This window comes from Nocardiopsis alba, assembly GCF_000710955.1.
Lineage (GTDB): Bacteria > Actinomycetota > Actinomycetes > Streptosporangiales > Streptosporangiaceae > Nocardiopsis > Nocardiopsis alba.
In genome coordinates, this window is sequence record NZ_BAZE01000002.1 from 211,072 (window position 1) to 226,631 (window position 15,560).

At 71.8% G+C, this 15,560-nt stretch carries 13 protein-coding genes; 6 read left to right on the forward strand and 7 right to left on the reverse strand.

Translation table 11 applies throughout. The annotated features are described in order from the left end of the window. Positions 1-40: 40 nt before the first annotated feature. Both TR33_RS04420 and TR33_RS04425 read right to left on the reverse strand, forming a co-directional pair. Positions 41-850 (reverse strand): thioesterase family protein, encoded by an 810-nt coding sequence (locus TR33_RS04420; RefSeq protein WP_017534830.1) that lies wholly within the window; start codon positions 848-850, stop codon positions 41-43. A gap of 58 nt (positions 851-908) precedes the next feature. Continuing rightward, positions 909-1,334, reverse strand: a complete 426-nt coding sequence (locus tag TR33_RS04425) for a hypothetical protein (RefSeq protein ID WP_042281628.1) — start codon at positions 1,332-1,334, stop codon at positions 909-911. A gap of 275 nt (positions 1,335-1,609) precedes the next feature. Between TR33_RS04425 and TR33_RS04430 the strand changes: the two genes are divergently transcribed. Beyond that, entirely contained in the window at positions 1,610-2,131 is a 522-nt protein-coding gene (locus TR33_RS04430) for a GNAT family N-acetyltransferase (protein WP_042281630.1), read from the forward strand. Positions 2,132-2,186: 55 nt separating this feature from the next. Here the strand turns inward: TR33_RS04430 and TR33_RS04435 are convergent, their stop codons facing one another. Then, positions 2,187-3,176 (reverse strand): GNAT family N-acetyltransferase, encoded by a 990-nt coding sequence (locus TR33_RS04435; RefSeq protein WP_042281947.1) that lies wholly within the window; start codon positions 3,174-3,176, stop codon positions 2,187-2,189. A 262-nt stretch (positions 3,177-3,438) separates the two neighbouring features. On the opposite strand from TR33_RS04435, the gene TR33_RS04440 reads away from it, so the two are divergent. After that, positions 3,439-5,034 carry an OmpA family protein gene (locus TR33_RS04440; RefSeq protein ID WP_042281631.1) on the forward strand — a complete coding sequence of 532 codons (1,596 nt, stop codon included), beginning with the start codon at positions 3,439-3,441 and terminating at the stop codon, positions 5,032-5,034. 85 nt (positions 5,035-5,119) lie between these two features. On the opposite strand, the gene TR33_RS04445 is transcribed toward TR33_RS04440, so the two are convergent. The 3 genes from TR33_RS04445 to TR33_RS04455 form a co-directional block, all read right to left on the reverse strand. Continuing rightward, positions 5,120-6,250, reverse strand: a complete 1,131-nt coding sequence (locus TR33_RS04445; RefSeq protein ID WP_042281632.1) for a hypothetical protein — start codon at positions 6,248-6,250, stop codon at positions 5,120-5,122. 140 nt (positions 6,251-6,390) lie between these two features. After that, positions 6,391-6,858 (reverse strand): DUF6194 family protein, encoded by a 468-nt coding sequence (locus tag TR33_RS04450; RefSeq protein WP_042281634.1) that lies wholly within the window; start codon positions 6,856-6,858, stop codon positions 6,391-6,393. Between the two features lie 156 nt (positions 6,859-7,014). Then, positions 7,015-7,953, reverse strand: coding sequence for an NADP-dependent oxidoreductase (locus tag TR33_RS04455; protein ID WP_042281637.1), 939 nt, complete (start codon positions 7,951-7,953; stop codon positions 7,015-7,017). Positions 7,954-8,089: 136 nt separating this feature from the next. On the opposite strand from TR33_RS04455, the gene TR33_RS04460 reads away from it, so the two are divergent. Then, on the forward strand, positions 8,090-8,482 hold the full coding sequence (locus TR33_RS04460) for a MerR family transcriptional regulator (RefSeq protein ID WP_017534824.1): 393 nt from the start codon (positions 8,090-8,092) through the stop codon (positions 8,480-8,482). A gap of 28 nt (positions 8,483-8,510) precedes the next feature. Here TR33_RS04460 and TR33_RS04465 read toward each other — a convergent pair whose 3' ends face one another. Further along, entirely contained in the window at positions 8,511-9,422 is a 912-nt protein-coding gene (locus tag TR33_RS04465; protein ID WP_042281639.1) for an ADP-ribosylglycohydrolase family protein, read from the reverse strand. 148 nt (positions 9,423-9,570) lie between these two features. On the opposite strand from TR33_RS04465, the gene TR33_RS04470 reads away from it, so the two are divergent. The 3 genes from TR33_RS04470 (at position 9,571) to TR33_RS04480 (ending at position 15,463) form a co-directional block, all read left to right on the forward strand. Continuing rightward, positions 9,571-10,680: a protein-tyrosine phosphatase family protein gene (locus tag TR33_RS04470; RefSeq protein WP_042281641.1), complete on the forward strand. Its 1,110-nt coding sequence runs from the start codon at positions 9,571-9,573 to the stop codon at positions 10,678-10,680. Positions 10,681-10,908: 228 nt separating this feature from the next. Beyond that, positions 10,909-11,670 carry a septal ring lytic transglycosylase RlpA family protein gene (locus TR33_RS04475; protein WP_017534821.1) on the forward strand — a complete coding sequence of 254 codons (762 nt, stop codon included), beginning with the start codon at positions 10,909-10,911 and terminating at the stop codon, positions 11,668-11,670. Between the two features lie 223 nt (positions 11,671-11,893). Continuing rightward, the gene (locus tag TR33_RS04480) at positions 11,894-15,463 is read left to right on the forward strand and encodes a TM0106 family RecB-like putative nuclease (protein ID WP_042281643.1); all 3,570 of its coding nucleotides are present in this window, start codon (positions 11,894-11,896) and stop codon (positions 15,461-15,463) included. The last annotated feature ends 97 nt before the right edge of the window (positions 15,464-15,560 follow it).

Below are 15,560 nucleotides of genomic sequence, written 5' to 3' on the forward strand. Positions count from 1 at the left end.
GGGGCCGTCCCCTGACGGGGCGGCCCCGGGCGAGACCCTCTCAGAGGAGCATCGCGAGCTGGCGGGCCTGGGCCACCAGCGTGCCCTCGCTGTCCCAGATCTCCATGTCCTCCTCGTGCAGGCCATGGGAGAGGTGCTTGGTGAAGACCCGGCAGGCCAGCCAGCCGGGGGCGGGTCTGGCCCGGACGTGGGTGCTCAACTCCACCGTGATGGTGGTGAACTCGCCGATCTCCAGCACCGCCGGGACCGCGAAGTCGACCATGGCGGGCAGGGAGTGCACGTCGGCGTCGCGGCCGTCGGCGAAGCGCATCCAGAAGTCGACCCGGGGCGTGCCGTCCTTCTTCCCGTCCAACCAGCCCGGACGCTCCGGGTAGCGGTACTCGATCCGGTGCGCGATGGTCACGCCCTCGGGCTTGTCCGCGAACTCGGCCGGCACGTGGCAGTCCTCGGGGGAGGGGAGCTCGGGGGCGCCCTCCAGGTGGAGCTCACGCCCCTCGGCGCTCAGATCGCCGTAGGTGGCGGTGGCGCGCAGGATCTCCTTGCCGCCCTGCTCGACCACGACGGCACCGGTGGCCGTGCGGCGCCCCTCGCGAACGGTCTCGGTGCGCAGCAGCGCGGGCCCCGGCGCGGCCGGGCGCAGGTAGAAGGCGGAGACCGCGATCGGGTCGGGCTGGGAGAGGGTCTGTCGCAGGGCGTTCAGGGCCGTCCCCAGGACGTATCCGCCGTTGGGGTGCGAGGTGAAGGTGGTCCAGCCGTCGGTGAAGGTGGCGGTGAACTCGCCGTCGGCACGCTTGTCGACGCGGGTGTCCCGGTCGAACTCGTGGCCTTCGGTGGGGTGGTCAAGGCTCATAGGGCGATGTTACCGGCCAGTAGAAAGCTTGACCACACCCGACCGAATCTCATTCGGTTCACGTGGAGGAAGAAGATCCCCGCTCCGGCCCCACCACCCTGCCGATGCTGCCGGCCTGGATCAGAATAGCGTTCCCCCGCACGTCACGAGCGGTGTTGATCACCGTCGTCCCGCCACTCTCACGCGGCGCCACCTCGTCCAGCAGAGCCCGCAGCTCCTCCGCCGCCCCGGCGTTCTCGCGCAGCAGACGACGCAGCCGCACCTTCCAGGCCTCCTCCACCTCCGAGACCAGGGTCGGATCCTCGCTCAGCTCCTCACGGGACTCCTCCAACTCGGCCAGAGCCCGACCCCGCTTGGCCTCATCACCCTCGAACACCCGGGCGAGCCACCCCCGCACCACCGTCCAACCGCCCTTGACCATCTCCTGCGTCAGGACCTTGGCGCCTTCCTCGAACAGCTCCACCGCGTCGACCTCCACATCCATCGAACCCGCCCCTCCCACCCTGGAAAGGCCCTGACGATGGGACGCTCCGACCCGCGCCATGGTTTCCCCACCCCACGGAGAACCCCGCCACGGGGAACATCACGTGCCCCACCGACGTTGAACCGCCGGGGCCACCCGCCCCCGATACACAGGAGAAGGTGAAGCGGTTGACCGCGCGAACCGGCGCCACCCTCGACGGCGCCCACGACGTTCCCCGAAACCGGGTCCCCGGCTGAACACACCACGGGACCCCTGAAGACGAAGGTCCGCACACCTTGCCGAACACCACACGCACCTGGGCCACACGCCCCGAGACCACCGCCGACATCGGTCAGATCCGCGCGCTCACCACCGCCGCCTTCGACACCGAGGCCGAGGCCGACATCGTCGACGCCCTGCGCGCCGACCCCGAGGCCTGGATCGAAGGACTCTCGATCCTCGCCCTGACCCCCGACGGCGACCCGGTCGGACACGCCCTGTTCACCCGATGCCACGTCGACGAACAGCCCGCGCTGGCCCTGGCCCCGTGCTCGGTCCTGCCCGAACATCAGCGCACCGGAGCCGGTTCCGCCGCCATCCGCGCCGGACTGGACGCCGCCCGAGCCATGGGCGAGAACCTGGTCCTGGTCCTGGGCCACGCCGACTACTACCCCCGGTTCGGGTTCACCCCCGCCTCCGGGTTCGGCGTACGCGCCCCGTTCGAGGTACCCGACGAGGCCATGATGGCCCTGTCCCTGGACCCCGACCGGCCCACCCCGCGCGGAACCATCCGCTACCCCGACGCCTTCGGCGTCTGACCCGCCCCCGAGCGGTGTCCCCGCCGCCGTCCGCGGCGGGGACACCGCCCCGCGGTCAGAGGTGGGACAGGCTCTCCTCCACCAACAGACGCTCGCCCACCCGCCGATAGCGCAACGACCGGTTGACCGTCAACATCGCCGTGTTCTCCAGGTCGATCGTCACCGCCAACGCCCGCACGTGAGGGAACAGATCGTGCACACGCAACGCCTGGGTCGCCTTGACCCGGCTCGCCAACCCCTTACGACGATGGGCGGGCATCACCGCGGTGTCGTGCTGGTCGGCCACCCGACCACCGGTCACCGTGCTCACCGTCGCCGCCACCACCCGACCCGAGGTGCTCTCCAACGCGGCGCCGACCACCAGACGGGACCCGTCCTCGGTGATCGAACGCTCCCACTCCCGCACCTGGTCGGGCTCCCAGGCCCGCGACCCCATCGCCAGAGCGACACCCGGAGCGTCCATCAGGTGCGCCATCACCCCTCCGAAGGAGGACAGTAGGGACGCCGGTGCCTCGCCCTCCCAATGGGTGAGCCGATATCCGCGACCGGGCGTGGCCGCCAGACTCGTACAACGCCCCAACGTCTCCGCGTCCAGACGCTGCTCCTGCAACTCCAACCGCGACAGGGTCCGCGGATAGGGGCCGGTCCGGGCGAAGGACTCCCCGGGAGGACCCGCCGAGACGAGGCTGCGCAGCCGTTCCATCCCCAGGAAGCGGGCCCGCTCGATCACCGCCTCGCGCAACTCGCGGCCGGCGCCCCGGCGACGGGCGCCGTCGATCACGAACAGCCGCATGAACCCGATCCCGGGATCGTGGTGTTGACGGCGCAGTTCGGCCACACCCGTCACCGGCCCCTCGGCGTCGTCGCGCGCCGCCCACCTCCAGGCCGTCCCCGCCCGATTCGCACGCAGCCGCGCCGCCAACTCCTCCGGCAGGGGAGCACCACCCGACAGCTCTTCGCGTCCCTGACAGAAGGTCGCGCTCCAGGACTCCAGATCGGCCTCGGAGGCCGCTACGGGGTCGAAGATCTCCACATGAGGGCTCATCACCTTCACCGTTTCACAACGGCGCCACCCTTGTCCCCTCCCACAGCGGGCGCGCCCTCCCGATCCCGAACGAGTCCGAGCGCCCCACCACCGCACCCGCCCCTCATCGAAACACCGCCCTACCCCGAACACCACGGTCCGACCGCGCGAACGGGCCGAAAGCATCCCCCTCACCCGAAACCAGAATCCGACCCGATGCGTCTGAGCAGCCGAGTGACCATCTCCGACGGCCCGCGTCGGACACACGAGAAAGCCCCCGCACATGTCCTCACGAGCCCTCGGCACGTCCGCAGCGGCACTGGCCCTGGCCCTGAGTCTGAGCTCCTGCGGCCTGCTCCCCGACAACGGCGACCCCGACCCCGCCCCCGAGGAGACCGCCGACCAGGCCCAGGAGACCGTCGCCCAGGATCTGCCCTTCACCCGCCAGGGACGCCTCTTCGTCGAAGACGGCAACGACGTCGCCTTCGAGGTCGTCATCAACGCCCTGGAATCCGACGGCGAATACCTGATGATCGACGTCACCCACAACATCCTCGAACCGCTCCCGGGCGCCGTCACCAGCACCAGCGCCCCCATCCGCATGGTCGACCCGCTCTCCGGCGAGGTTCTGCGGGTCCTGGAGAACGAGGACAACAACGGCGAGCCCTACGGCACCTACTTCGTCGAGGGCGACCCCTTCATGCCCACCCACGAGGGGCTGGCCACCCCCATGCGCCGCTACTTCCCCGCCCCCAGCGAGGAGGTGGAGACCCTCACCTTCACCGGCGCCGGCCTCGGATACGTCCCCGGAGTCCCCGTCACCTACGTCGACGAGTTCACCGAGGCCCCCGAACCCAACGTCTACGACTACATCGACCCCGAGACGTGGGAACGCCAAGAGCTGCCCGACGAGATCTTCTACCCCGACGACGTCCCCGAATCGGGCCTGGACGTGACCGCGGACCGGCAGTCCATGGAGAGCTTCGTGGACAGCCCCGTCTCCTCCACCACCCGCGCCGGCGACCAGGAGACCATCGCCCTGCACTCGGACAACATGTTCGAGGTCGACGAGGCCGAACCCACCGACGAGGCCGCCGAGACCATCCGCCAGGCCGCCGCCTCCCTGCGGGAGAACCTGGCCGAGGGCACCGAGATCACCGTCATCGGCCACACCGACGGCACCGGCGACGACGCCTACAACCAGAACCTGTCCCAAGAGCGGGCCCAGGCCGCCCTGGAGCTGCTCGAATCCGAACTCGGTGACGGATTCTCCCTGTCCACCGAGGGACGCGGCAGCGACGAACTGCTCGCCGAGGAGGGCGGGGACGACGACGAGGAGGCGCGCGCCCGCAACCGCCGCGTCGAACTCTTCTACGAGGTCCCCCTGGACGCCCGGGACAGCGAGGGAGAGGGCCTGGACTCCGCCCAGCGCCACGTCGCCGGACCGGCCGCCTACTTCGAGGAGATGGAGCCCCACACCACCGTCTCCGACGACGACATCGACCTGAACGTCTACCCGCTGGTACGCGACGGCGCCTACCTGTTCCAGATGGTGGGCTTCCAGAACTCCACCCTGAACGACCTGGAGGCGGACCTGGACGGTGACGAGTCGGCGCTGCCCGGCAGCCCCGCCCAGTACGCCGAGGGCACCATGGGCGGTTTCCGTCTGGAGGAACCCGACAGCGGCCTGATCCGCTACGTCATCCGTATCCGCACCGCCGAGGACGAGTACGAGGACTTCGCCGACCAGATCCACACCCTCAGCCCGGGCGAGGAGTACCTGGCCCTGGCGGTCTTCCCCGCCCCGGCCGCGGACGTGAACGAGATGACCCTGTACGCGGGCGCCTTCGGAGAGATCCCCGGCGTCCCGATCCGCTGACCCCCACACACCACCCGCCTTACGCGCGCCCCGCCTCCTCGATCCACGAGAAGGGCGGGGCGCGCGTGTTCACGCCGGAGGCCGCTCACCGCTCCATCGCGGCCGCCTCCTCGCCGAGCCCGACCGGGGCCGTACCGCTCTCGGCCAGGCCACGACCGCAACGACCGCACTCGGAGCGACGACGCACCGCGTAGGCGACGGTCGCCACCGCCAGGGCCACACCCCACACGCCCATGGACAAGAGCGCGAACGTGTTCGGGTCGCTCCACCGCGTGGGATCGGCCTCTCCCAGCATCACCAGCCAGGAACGCCCCATGGCGAGCAGCGCCAGCGACACCACCGTGGCGGGCACCACCGCCAACGACACCGGAACCCGACTCCCCGCCAGACCCAGGGTCCACCAGGGCAGACGCACACCCCAGCGCAGCACGAGCCCGCTCATCAGCGCCACCCCCGCCAGCGCCGCCGACCCCAACCCCACACCGACGACGATGTGCTCACCGGTACGGGTCATCTCCTCGAACACCTCCGGATCCATCCCCATCGGGATCCCGAAGAGCCAGGGCAGCCGCAGCACCGGATAGACCAGGGCGACCGCCGACCCCGCCGTCACCGCGACCACCCCCGTGCGCCGGGCCCGCTCACGCACCCGCGCCTCCACCCGCGGCGTCCAATGACCGTCACGTCCACAACGCGGACACGCCCCGCCCACCGCACGCCGCCGATACAGGGCCGCCACACCCCACACCAGCACCCCCAGCGCGAAGAACAGCACGGTCAGGTGGGTGGGCCGCAAGGTGGCCTCCAACCAGGCCCCGGCCAGACCCGGCACCGTCCAACCCACCACGGGAAGGATCATCGTGTAACCGAGCCAGGCCAACAGCTGCCCGTCGACGAACACCAGGAAGGCCACCCCCGCCATGGCCCAGGAGGCGAACTCCACCGCACGCCCCCACCGGGCCCGACCGGACAGGACGACCAGGGACAACACCACCCCCAGCCCGCCCATCACCAGAGACGCCGCGACCGCCGCCCCGGCGCCGGCCGCGACGAACAACGACCCGAACCCGTCCTCGGTGGGCACACCCACCGGCAACAGGCCCGCGCCCCACCCGATCCCCAGACCCAGGGCGACGGCGGACCAGGCCAACGCGACCCAGGGCGCCGACGCCAGGACCCCCGGCGGATGTGCTCTCTCGGCATTCGAAACGGTCATGGCCTTGCTCCCTCACCATCGGAACGGATCCTGGAGCCCACTGTGGCCCTCGCACCCGCACCGCCGCCTCCCCACAGGGAGGGTTTCGTCTCCCTCTCATGGGGGAGAGCGCCGCCCCGGGCGGGGGAGGGCCGCGCCCCTCACCCCCGGTGTCGGGAGACCGCCCGATCCAAGGCCAGCCGCAACAGCTCACGGGTCGCCTCGGCGGTACGCGGCCCGGGCGAGACCACCGACACCCACCCCTGGGAGGCGTAGACCGGATGCGGCAGCAACCGGTCGATCTCGGCGTGGTCGACGTCGCCGCCCTCGACCGAGTACTCGGCGGGGGAGCGGCCCATCCGTTCGGTGAACGCGACCCGCCCCACCGCCATGTTGACCCGGAACACCCCGGGCCGATCCAGATCCGAGGCGGTGTCGAACCCCGGATAGTCCTTGGTCACGATGGTCGCGAAGGGCCCGAACCCCCGCTCCCCGCCCTGGCCGCCGGGATCGTAGGTGAAGAAGGTGTCGCCCCAGGCCACCGGGGGCGCCCCGCTCTCCTCACTCGCCCGATCCACCCGTACCGGCCCCGACGCCGCCACGAACGCGATGATCTCCTCTTGGTCCACGTCCCACCCCTTCGACACATCGAAGAACGAGGGGCCGACCCACGGACCGGCCCCTCCCCGTACTTCAAGTGTGTCATCGAACCGCTTTATGAGACCTGAGCGGAGGAAACCCCTGATAACAGGCGCCTACACCGTTCCAACCCTCAAATCAGGAGGTCACGATCCCGTCGGAGAAGGAGCCCGGTCCGCTCGGACCAGGACCACGACCTTGCCCCGCACACGTCCGCTCTCGGAACGGGCGTGCGCCCACCCGACCCGCTCCAAGGGATAGGCCCTCTCGATACGCGGCGTATAGAGACCCCGCCGACCGAGCTCGCCCGCCCGCGCCAAGAGCGCGGAATCGTTCTCCGCGTCGGCCACGCGCACCCCCAGACGCCGCGCGCCGGCGTGATCGGCCACCGTCGAGACACGATCGGGACCGCCCACGATCGCGACGAGATCGGCCAACGAACCGGAGGCCGCGGTGTCCAACGCGACGTCGACCCCCTCCGGTGCCAGAGCGGCCACACGCTCGGCCAGGCCCGGCCCATAGGTGGTGGGAACGGCCCCCAACGAGGCGAGGAAACCGTGATTGCGCTCGCTCGCCGTCCCGATCACGGTCGCCCCCAAGGCCCGCGCGATCTCCACGGCCGCGCCGCCCACGCCTCCGGCCGCCCCCTCCACCAACAGGGTGCGCCCCTCCAAGGGGCCCAGCGCGTTCAACCCGCCCAGCGCGGTCACCGACGCCAGACCCGCCCCCGCGGCCTCCTCGTCGGTCCAGGCCTCGGGAACCCGAGCCCAGGCCGAGAACACCGCCAGCTCCGCCGTCGCTCCGGTGACACCGCCCAACCCGAAGACACGCTCGCCCGGACCCACACCGCGCACCCCGGCACCGATCCGATCGACCACACCCACGGCGTCGCGCCCGGGGATCGCCGGCAGCTCCACGGGCAAGAGCCCGCGCAACGCCCCCGAACGCACCTTCCAGTCGATGGGGTTGACCCCGGCCGCCGCGACCCGGACACGAATCTCGCCGGGGCCCGGAGAGGGCTCCGGCGCCTCCTCGACCACGAGGGTGTCCACACCGCCGTACTCGTGATAACGAACCGCGCGCATGATGTTCTCCGCCTTTCCGTACGACCCGAACGGGCCGATGGGAGGAATGGTCGGCGGACGCCGACGCCGGCTAACCTAGAACCTGACGTCAACGTCAGGTGCAAGTCGTGCCGGACACCCCGACGAAGGAGGACCCGTGCGCATCGGAGAGGTCGCCGAGAAGGCGGGAGTGAGCGTTCGGGCACTGCGCTACTACGAGGAACAGGAACTGCTCCCCGCCGAACGCGGCCCCGGAGGCCAACGGCACTACCCCGACACCGCCGTGGCACGGGTCGAACTGATCCAGCGGCTGTACTCCGCGGGCCTGCCCAGCAGAGTGGTCCGCGAGGTCCTACCGTGCGTGGACTCCGGAGAACCCGACCCGGCGCTCCTGGGACTACTGGTCGACGAACGCGAACGCGTCGACGAGCGCATCGACGACCTGCTCGCCGTACGCGACCGGCTCGACCTGGTGATCGCCCTCACCCGCGACCCCGAGGCGGACTGCTCCCGCCTGGAACGGGCCCCCGCCCCACGACCACGCCGATGAACCCCGCCCGCCGGCGCCCCCGCCGACCCTAGAGCCCCACGCCCTCACCGGCCAGGGCCCAGGACGGCAACGCCTCCACCCGAGAGGACCACTCACGCGAGGCCGGAGCGCCCGAGGAACCCGCCCCCAGCACCCCCGCCACGATCGCGCACGTGGTGTCCATGTCCCCGCCCGGCGCCACCGTCGCCCACAACGCCGACTCGAGCCCGCCCCGATAGCGGGCCACCACCCACAACGCGAAGGGCACCGTGTCCACTGCCCGCGCCGATGCCCCCGACCCCAACTCCGTGGCCGCGCCCAACGGGTCGGAGGAGACCAGCAACGCACGCGCGTCGCGCACACCCTCGCGCACCGGGCCCGGCTCGAGCGCCTCGGCCACCCGGTCCAGGAACCGGCCCGGCCCCCACCACTCGTGTCGGGCCATCAGGGCCGCGGCCACCGCGACCGCCACCGCGCCCTCCACCGCCTCGGGGTGGGTGTGGGTGACACGCGCGCTCACCCGCGCCTGCTCCACCACCCGCTCCAGATCGTCGGCGAAGTAGGCGCCCAACGGCGCCACCCGCATCGCCGCCCCGTTGCCCCACGAACCGGCGCCGTCGAAGGCCCGCGCCGCCGCCTCACGCAGCTCACGGCCCCCGGCGGCCTCACGCAACAGACGTTCGGTCCCGGCCCCATAGCCACGCCCGGAGTCGTGACGACGCACGAAGGAGGCGGCCAACCGGTCCGGGTCCACCCCCTGGCCGCGCACCACCTCGGCGTGGACCGACGCCGCCATCTCGGTGTCGTCGCTCCACCGCCATGGGCCCCAGGGCGGGATCCGATCGGGGATCGAACCCCCATGGTCGGGGTCGGCCAGCCGAGAACCGAAGGCGTCCCCCACAGCCAGAGCCGACAGAGCGGCCAGGGCACGCGCCGAAGGAGAAAGATCGAAGGTGACCATCCTCCACATCCTCACCGACCCGACCCTGCCTGTCCACAGCACACCACCACGATATGTACACGCTTGACCACAAAAGGCGACCCGTGTGCCCTCCTCACCACCAGCGGGTAGAGACCCCCTCGGACCCACACCGCACCCAGGAGCACCCATGACCCCACGCCCCCACGAACGCCCCCGCCACGACCGCGCAGTCGGAGCCCTACTGGGCGCACCCGCCGCGGCCGCCCTGGAGGCCCCCCACGCGAAACCACACCCGCCCCCCGCCCTGGAACGGCTCACCCGCGCCGCCCTGGAGGAACTCACCACCAGAGAGGAGACACCCCACCCGCCCACCGACCCCACCGACCGGGCCTGGGTCCGGGCCCTACGAGCCCTGGCCCGCACCGGAACCCCGCCCGAACACCTCCCCGAACTCGACGACGCCCCCCACCACGACCCGCGCGGCGCCTCCTGGAAGGCCCTGACCCGCACACCCCCCACCCCGCACGACCCCGCACGCGGCTCCTTCGCCTGCGACCACCTCGTCCAGGCCGTCCGCGCCGCCCACCACGCCCACGACCTGCCCACCGCCCTCTACACCGGGGCGCTGGCCGGAGCGCTCTGGGGCGCCTCCGCCCTGCCCGCCCGGGCCCTGCGCGGCATCGGCGCGCACACCGACCCCCACACCCCCACCACCGAGGCGCTACTCCTGGCCGGCCCCACCCCCGACGAAGAGCGCTGGCCGCTCGCGCCCCTGAACAGCGAGGACGGACACACCTTCCCCTCCTTCGCCGTCCCCCACCCCCTGGACCCCCACGTCCTGCTCGGCGACATGGAATACCTCAGAAACAACCCCCACGCAGTGGACACGGTCGTCTCCCTGTGCCGCACCCACCCCGACGACGCGCCCCACCTGCCCCACCACGACTGGCTCCGCTTCTGGCTGCACGACTCCTCCGCCGCCAACGCCAACCTCCACTTCACCCTGAACGAGGCCGCCGCGGCCGTCACCGACCTGCGCGCCCAAGGCCGACGCGTCCTCCTGCACTGCTGGGCCGGCGCCTCACGCACCCCCGCCGTGGCCACCCGCTACGCCGTCACCGCCCTCGGAGCCCCACTCCTGCCCACCATGGCCGACATGATCCGCACCGTCGGAGGCCACCTGGACAACCCCTCCCTGTCCCGCGCCGTGGCCGAACTCGACGGCCGAGAACTCCCCGATCCGGCGAAGTCCCTGTTCAACGGCCATCTCCCCCCGCGACGCACACCCACCGGGTGATAAGTTCCACAAACCCCCTCTTTCCGGTACCGTTACTCTCGCGTTACCCCTAAGCTCTGCGCCCAGACCCCGTGCAACGCCAAACGCCGGCGGTCCCGGCTCCGCCCGTGCCCGGCCCACACCCGTGGACCCCGCACCCCCAGGAGCGTCGACACCCTTCGACCCCCCGAAGGGGACACGCGCCAGGAGGCGGCCGCCCTGCCCTGTTCCCGTTCGAAGGACTGCGTTGTGGGCAAACACGAGCCCCAGAACCCACCGGTGGACGACCCCATGGACGACCTCGCCGCCGCCACAGGCCCGGCCGAGACACCCCTGGGCCCCCGCCGCGCCGCAAAACGCTCGCGCCGCAAACGCGCGATGATCGTGGCCTCGGCCGCCGGACTGACCCTGGTCGTGGGCGGCGGCGCCGCGACCGCCGTCATCGTCTCCGGCGCGGACCCGGGCGACGCCACCAGCACGGTGACCATCCCCCAGGCCCAGCCCGACCCGCTCGTGGCCGCCGAGGGCGACACCGAACGCGACCCCGAACTCCTGGAACGCGCCGAACAGGCCCGCGCCCAGGCCACTACCAGCCAGAGCGCCTCGGGCCCGGCCATCCGGGAAGAGCCCGACCCCGAACCCGAGACCCAGAGCACCGAGTCCACCGACACCGGCGGCTCGGACACCTCCGCCTCCTCCGGCGGCGGACAGGGCACCGGCGAGGGCGGCACCTGCCAGGCCTCCTTCTACGGAGACGGCTTCCACGGAGCCACCACCGCCAACGGAGAGACCTTCGACACCTACGGCATGACGGCCGCCCACAAGACCCTGCCCTTCGACACCATGGTGCGGGTCACCAACCCCTCCAACGGCAAGTCGGTGACGGTCCGCATCAACGACCGCGGACCCTACATCTCCGGACGCTGCCTGGACCTGTCCACGGCCGCCTTCGACGAGATCATCGGCACCGGAGCCGGCGTCGGCACCGTCGACTGGGAGGTCGTGGGCTGACACCCGCCCCTGCCACCGCTCCACCACGCGCGCCCCGGACCACCACGGTCCGGGGCGCGCGTCGTTTCCCGCCGCCCCCGCCCAGAACCACCACCCCCGGGCCCCTCGACGCGTACAATCCCGCCCAAGGCCCCACCCCCACCGCAGGTGAGAGCCGCGACGCCACCCCCACGTGGCACGACCCCCGTACGCCACCACAACCGACCCCAGGGGAGCCCGGACCTTGTTCCGCACCACGACCGGATGGGTCGTCTCACCCACCGACCTGGTCGACACCCTCGAATGCGACCACCGCAGCGCCCTCAAGACCGCCCTGGCCGCACACCTGCCCGGAGCCCCCCGCCCCGAACCCGTCGACCCCCTCGTCGCCCACCACGGCCACACCCACGAGACCGACGAACTCGACCGCCTCACCGACCTGTTCGGCGACGTCACCACCATCGACGCCCCCGCCCCCGACGACCACTCCCTGGCCGAGGCCGCGCACGCCACCGCCCGCGCCATGGAAGCCCGCGTCCCCGTCATCTACCAGGCCAGCTTCCACCACCCCCTCACCGACCGGGTCGCCTTCCACGGACGCGCCGACTTCCTCATCCGCTCCGACCTGGACCCCGCCACCGGCGAACCCCGACCCGACCACACCGGGCCCGCCACCTACGAACCCTGGGACACCAAACTCGCCCGCGACCCCGGACCCGCCGCCGTCGTCCAACTCGCCGCCTACGCCGACGCCGTCGCCACCCTGTCCGGCCACACCCCCCACCACATGCACCTGATCACCGGCGACCGGCACACCCGCACCCTGCCCACCGCCGAATTCACCCCCATCCTGGCCACCATCACCACCCGCCTCCTGGAACGCCTGGCACGCGAACCCGCCCTGCCCACCCCCACCTGGGGCGAACCCCGACCCGCCTGCGACGGCTGCGGCTACACCACCTGGTGCTCCCAAGGCCGCGTCGCCGCCCGCCACCTGTCCCTGGTCGCCGGCCTGCGCACCGACCAGGCCGCCAAACTCGCCGACGCCGGCATCACCACCATCGACGCCCTGGCCCGCGTCACCGACCAGGACCGCCCCACCACCCTGCCCCGACGCTCCTTCGAACAACTCCGCGCCCAGGCCGCCCTCCAGGTCCGCCAGGACACCACTCGCACCGCCCACGACCCCCAAGGGCGGGTCAGCGCCGAAGTGTTCTCACCCGACGGACTCGCCTCCCTGCCCGCCCCCTCCACCGGCGACGTCTTCTTCGACATGGAGGGCTACCCCTACCACTCCCACCAGGACGGACGCGGCCTCGAATACCTCTTCGGCGCCACCACCGAGGACCCCGACGGACACGAGACCTTCCACACCTTCTGGGCCCACGACCGCGCCCAGGAGAAGAAGGCCCTGGAGGACTTCGTCGACTTCGTCACCGCCCGCATCGACGCGGACGAGGGCGCCCACATCTACCACTACGCCTCCTACGAGGTGGACCGGCTCAAACACCTCAGCTCCGCCTACGCCACCCGCGAAGAGGAGGTCGACCGGCTCCTACGCCAGAACCGGCTCATCGACCTGTACACCGTGGTCCGCAAGAGCCTGCGCGTATCCCAACGCTCCTACTCCATCAAGTACCTCGAACCCCTCTACCTGGACACCGCCCGCGACGGAGGCGTCACCACCGCCGCCTCCAGCATCGACGCCTACGCCGCCTACCTGCGCGCCCACCAGGACGGCGACACCGACACCGCCGCCCGCGTCCTGGACGACATCGCCGCCTACAACCGCGACGACTGCCACTCCACCGCACGCCTACGCGACTGGCTGGAAGGCCACCGCGCCGACCAGGGCATCACCACACGCCCCCTCCTCCAGATCGAGATCACCGAGGAAGAGGCCGAACGCGCCCGCAAACGCGCCGAAAGGGACGCCCGCCACGCCGCCCTGACCGAACCCCTCCTCGACGGCGTGCCCGAACAACCCGAACAGCGCACCGACGCCGACCACCCCCGCGCCACCCTGGCCGCCCTGGTCGGCTACTACCGGCGCGAGAACAGCCCGCCCTGGCGCGAACACTTCCAACGCTCCAACGCACCCCTGCACGAACTGGAGACCGACGGCAACTGCGCCGTGCCCTGGCAGGCCCACGTGGGGGAGTGGGAACACCCCACCGGCAAACGCCGCAACGCCCGCCGCGAGGTCGCCATGCGCCTGGACCGCGCCCACCCCAACCCCTTCACCACCGGCGAGAGCGTCCACCTACTGCACCCGGCCGCCCCCGGACAGAGCGCCACCACCCGCCCCGCCAAGGTCCTCAAGGCCGAACCCGACGCCCTCACCCTCATCGAGACCGCCCCACCCGAACAGATCACCTCCAGCGCCCCCATCGCCGTCCTGCCCGGTTCCCCGGTCGACCCCAAACCCAAGGACGGCGCCCTGGAGACGGTCGCCCACACCGCCGCCCACACCCTGCCCGACTGGCCCCGCCACGCCGGCCTGGACGTCCTACGCCGCACCCCACCCCGCCTGGACCCCCCGGGCCCCCTGCCCGACCCCGCCCACCACGACGACCTCATCGACGCCGCCATCACCGCCGTGGACCGCCTCGACCACTCCTACCTCGCCGTCCAAGGCCCACCCGGAGCCGGCAAGACCTACCTGGCCGCACGCCTGATCACCCACCTGATCGCCAAGGGCCGCAGCGTCGGCGTCTGCTCCACCGGCCACAAGGCCGTCGAGAACGTCATGAGCGCCGCCCTGCGCGCCGCGAACGAACAAGGCCTGGCCATCGAGGCCGCCAAACGCCCCCGCGGCGGCAAGAAGGACCCCGACGCCCCCTGGTACCAGCCCTCGAGCCAACAGGTCCTGGCCAACTGGCGCACCAAACGCGCCGCCCAAGGACAGCCCGTCCTCATCGGCGGCACCGCCTGGGGCATGTCCGGCGCCGACACCATCGCCGACCCCCTGGACGTGATGATCATCGACGAGGCCGGCCAGTTCGCCCTCGCCGACACCCTGGCCGTGTCCGCCTCCGCCCACGACCTCGTCCTGCTCGGCGACCCCCGCCAACTGCCCCAGGTCGTCCAAGGAGTGCACACCGACGGCGCCGACGCCTCGGCCCTGCAACACCTCATGGACGGCCAGGCCATCATCGACCCCGCCCTGGGCTACTTCCTCGACCAGACCCGACGCATGCACCCGAACGTGTGCGCCCCCGTCTCCACCCTGTCCTACCAAGGCCGACTCCAAGCCCACCCCACCACCGCCCGACGCCGCCTCCACCACCTGGAGGCGGGCGTGTACGCCCACCCCGTCCACCACACCGGCCGCACCACCCACAGCCCCGAAGAGGTCGAGGCGGTCGTGGCCGCCGCACTACGCCTGACCGAGGAACACCTCACCCTCGACCCCGACCAGGACCCACGCCCCCTCACCGGCGCCGACATCCTCGTCGTGGCCCCCTACAACCTCCAAGTACGCTCCCTGCGCCAGGCCCTGGCCCACGCCGCCCAGGACCACCCCGCCCTCGAAGGCGTACGCGTGGGCACCGTCGACCGCTTCCAAGGCCAGGAGGCCGCCGCCGTCATCTGCTCCATGACCGTCTCCAACGCCGCCGAGACCAGCCGAGGCCCCTCCTTCGTCCTGGACCGCAACCGACTCAACGTCGCCCTCTCCCGCGCCCAACTCCTGGCCCTGGTCGTCTACTCGCCCGACCTGCTCACCACCGCGCCCCGCACCGTGGACGAACTCCGCCTCCTGGCCTCCTTCACCGGACTGACCCACCACGCCCGCCCCTGGAACCACACTTGAGGACACCCCGCTCCACGGTTTCGGACACCTGCCCGGTGGAGTACGTTTTACGTGGCACACCACGCCGTCCCGCCCCACGAACGGGACCTCGTTCTGG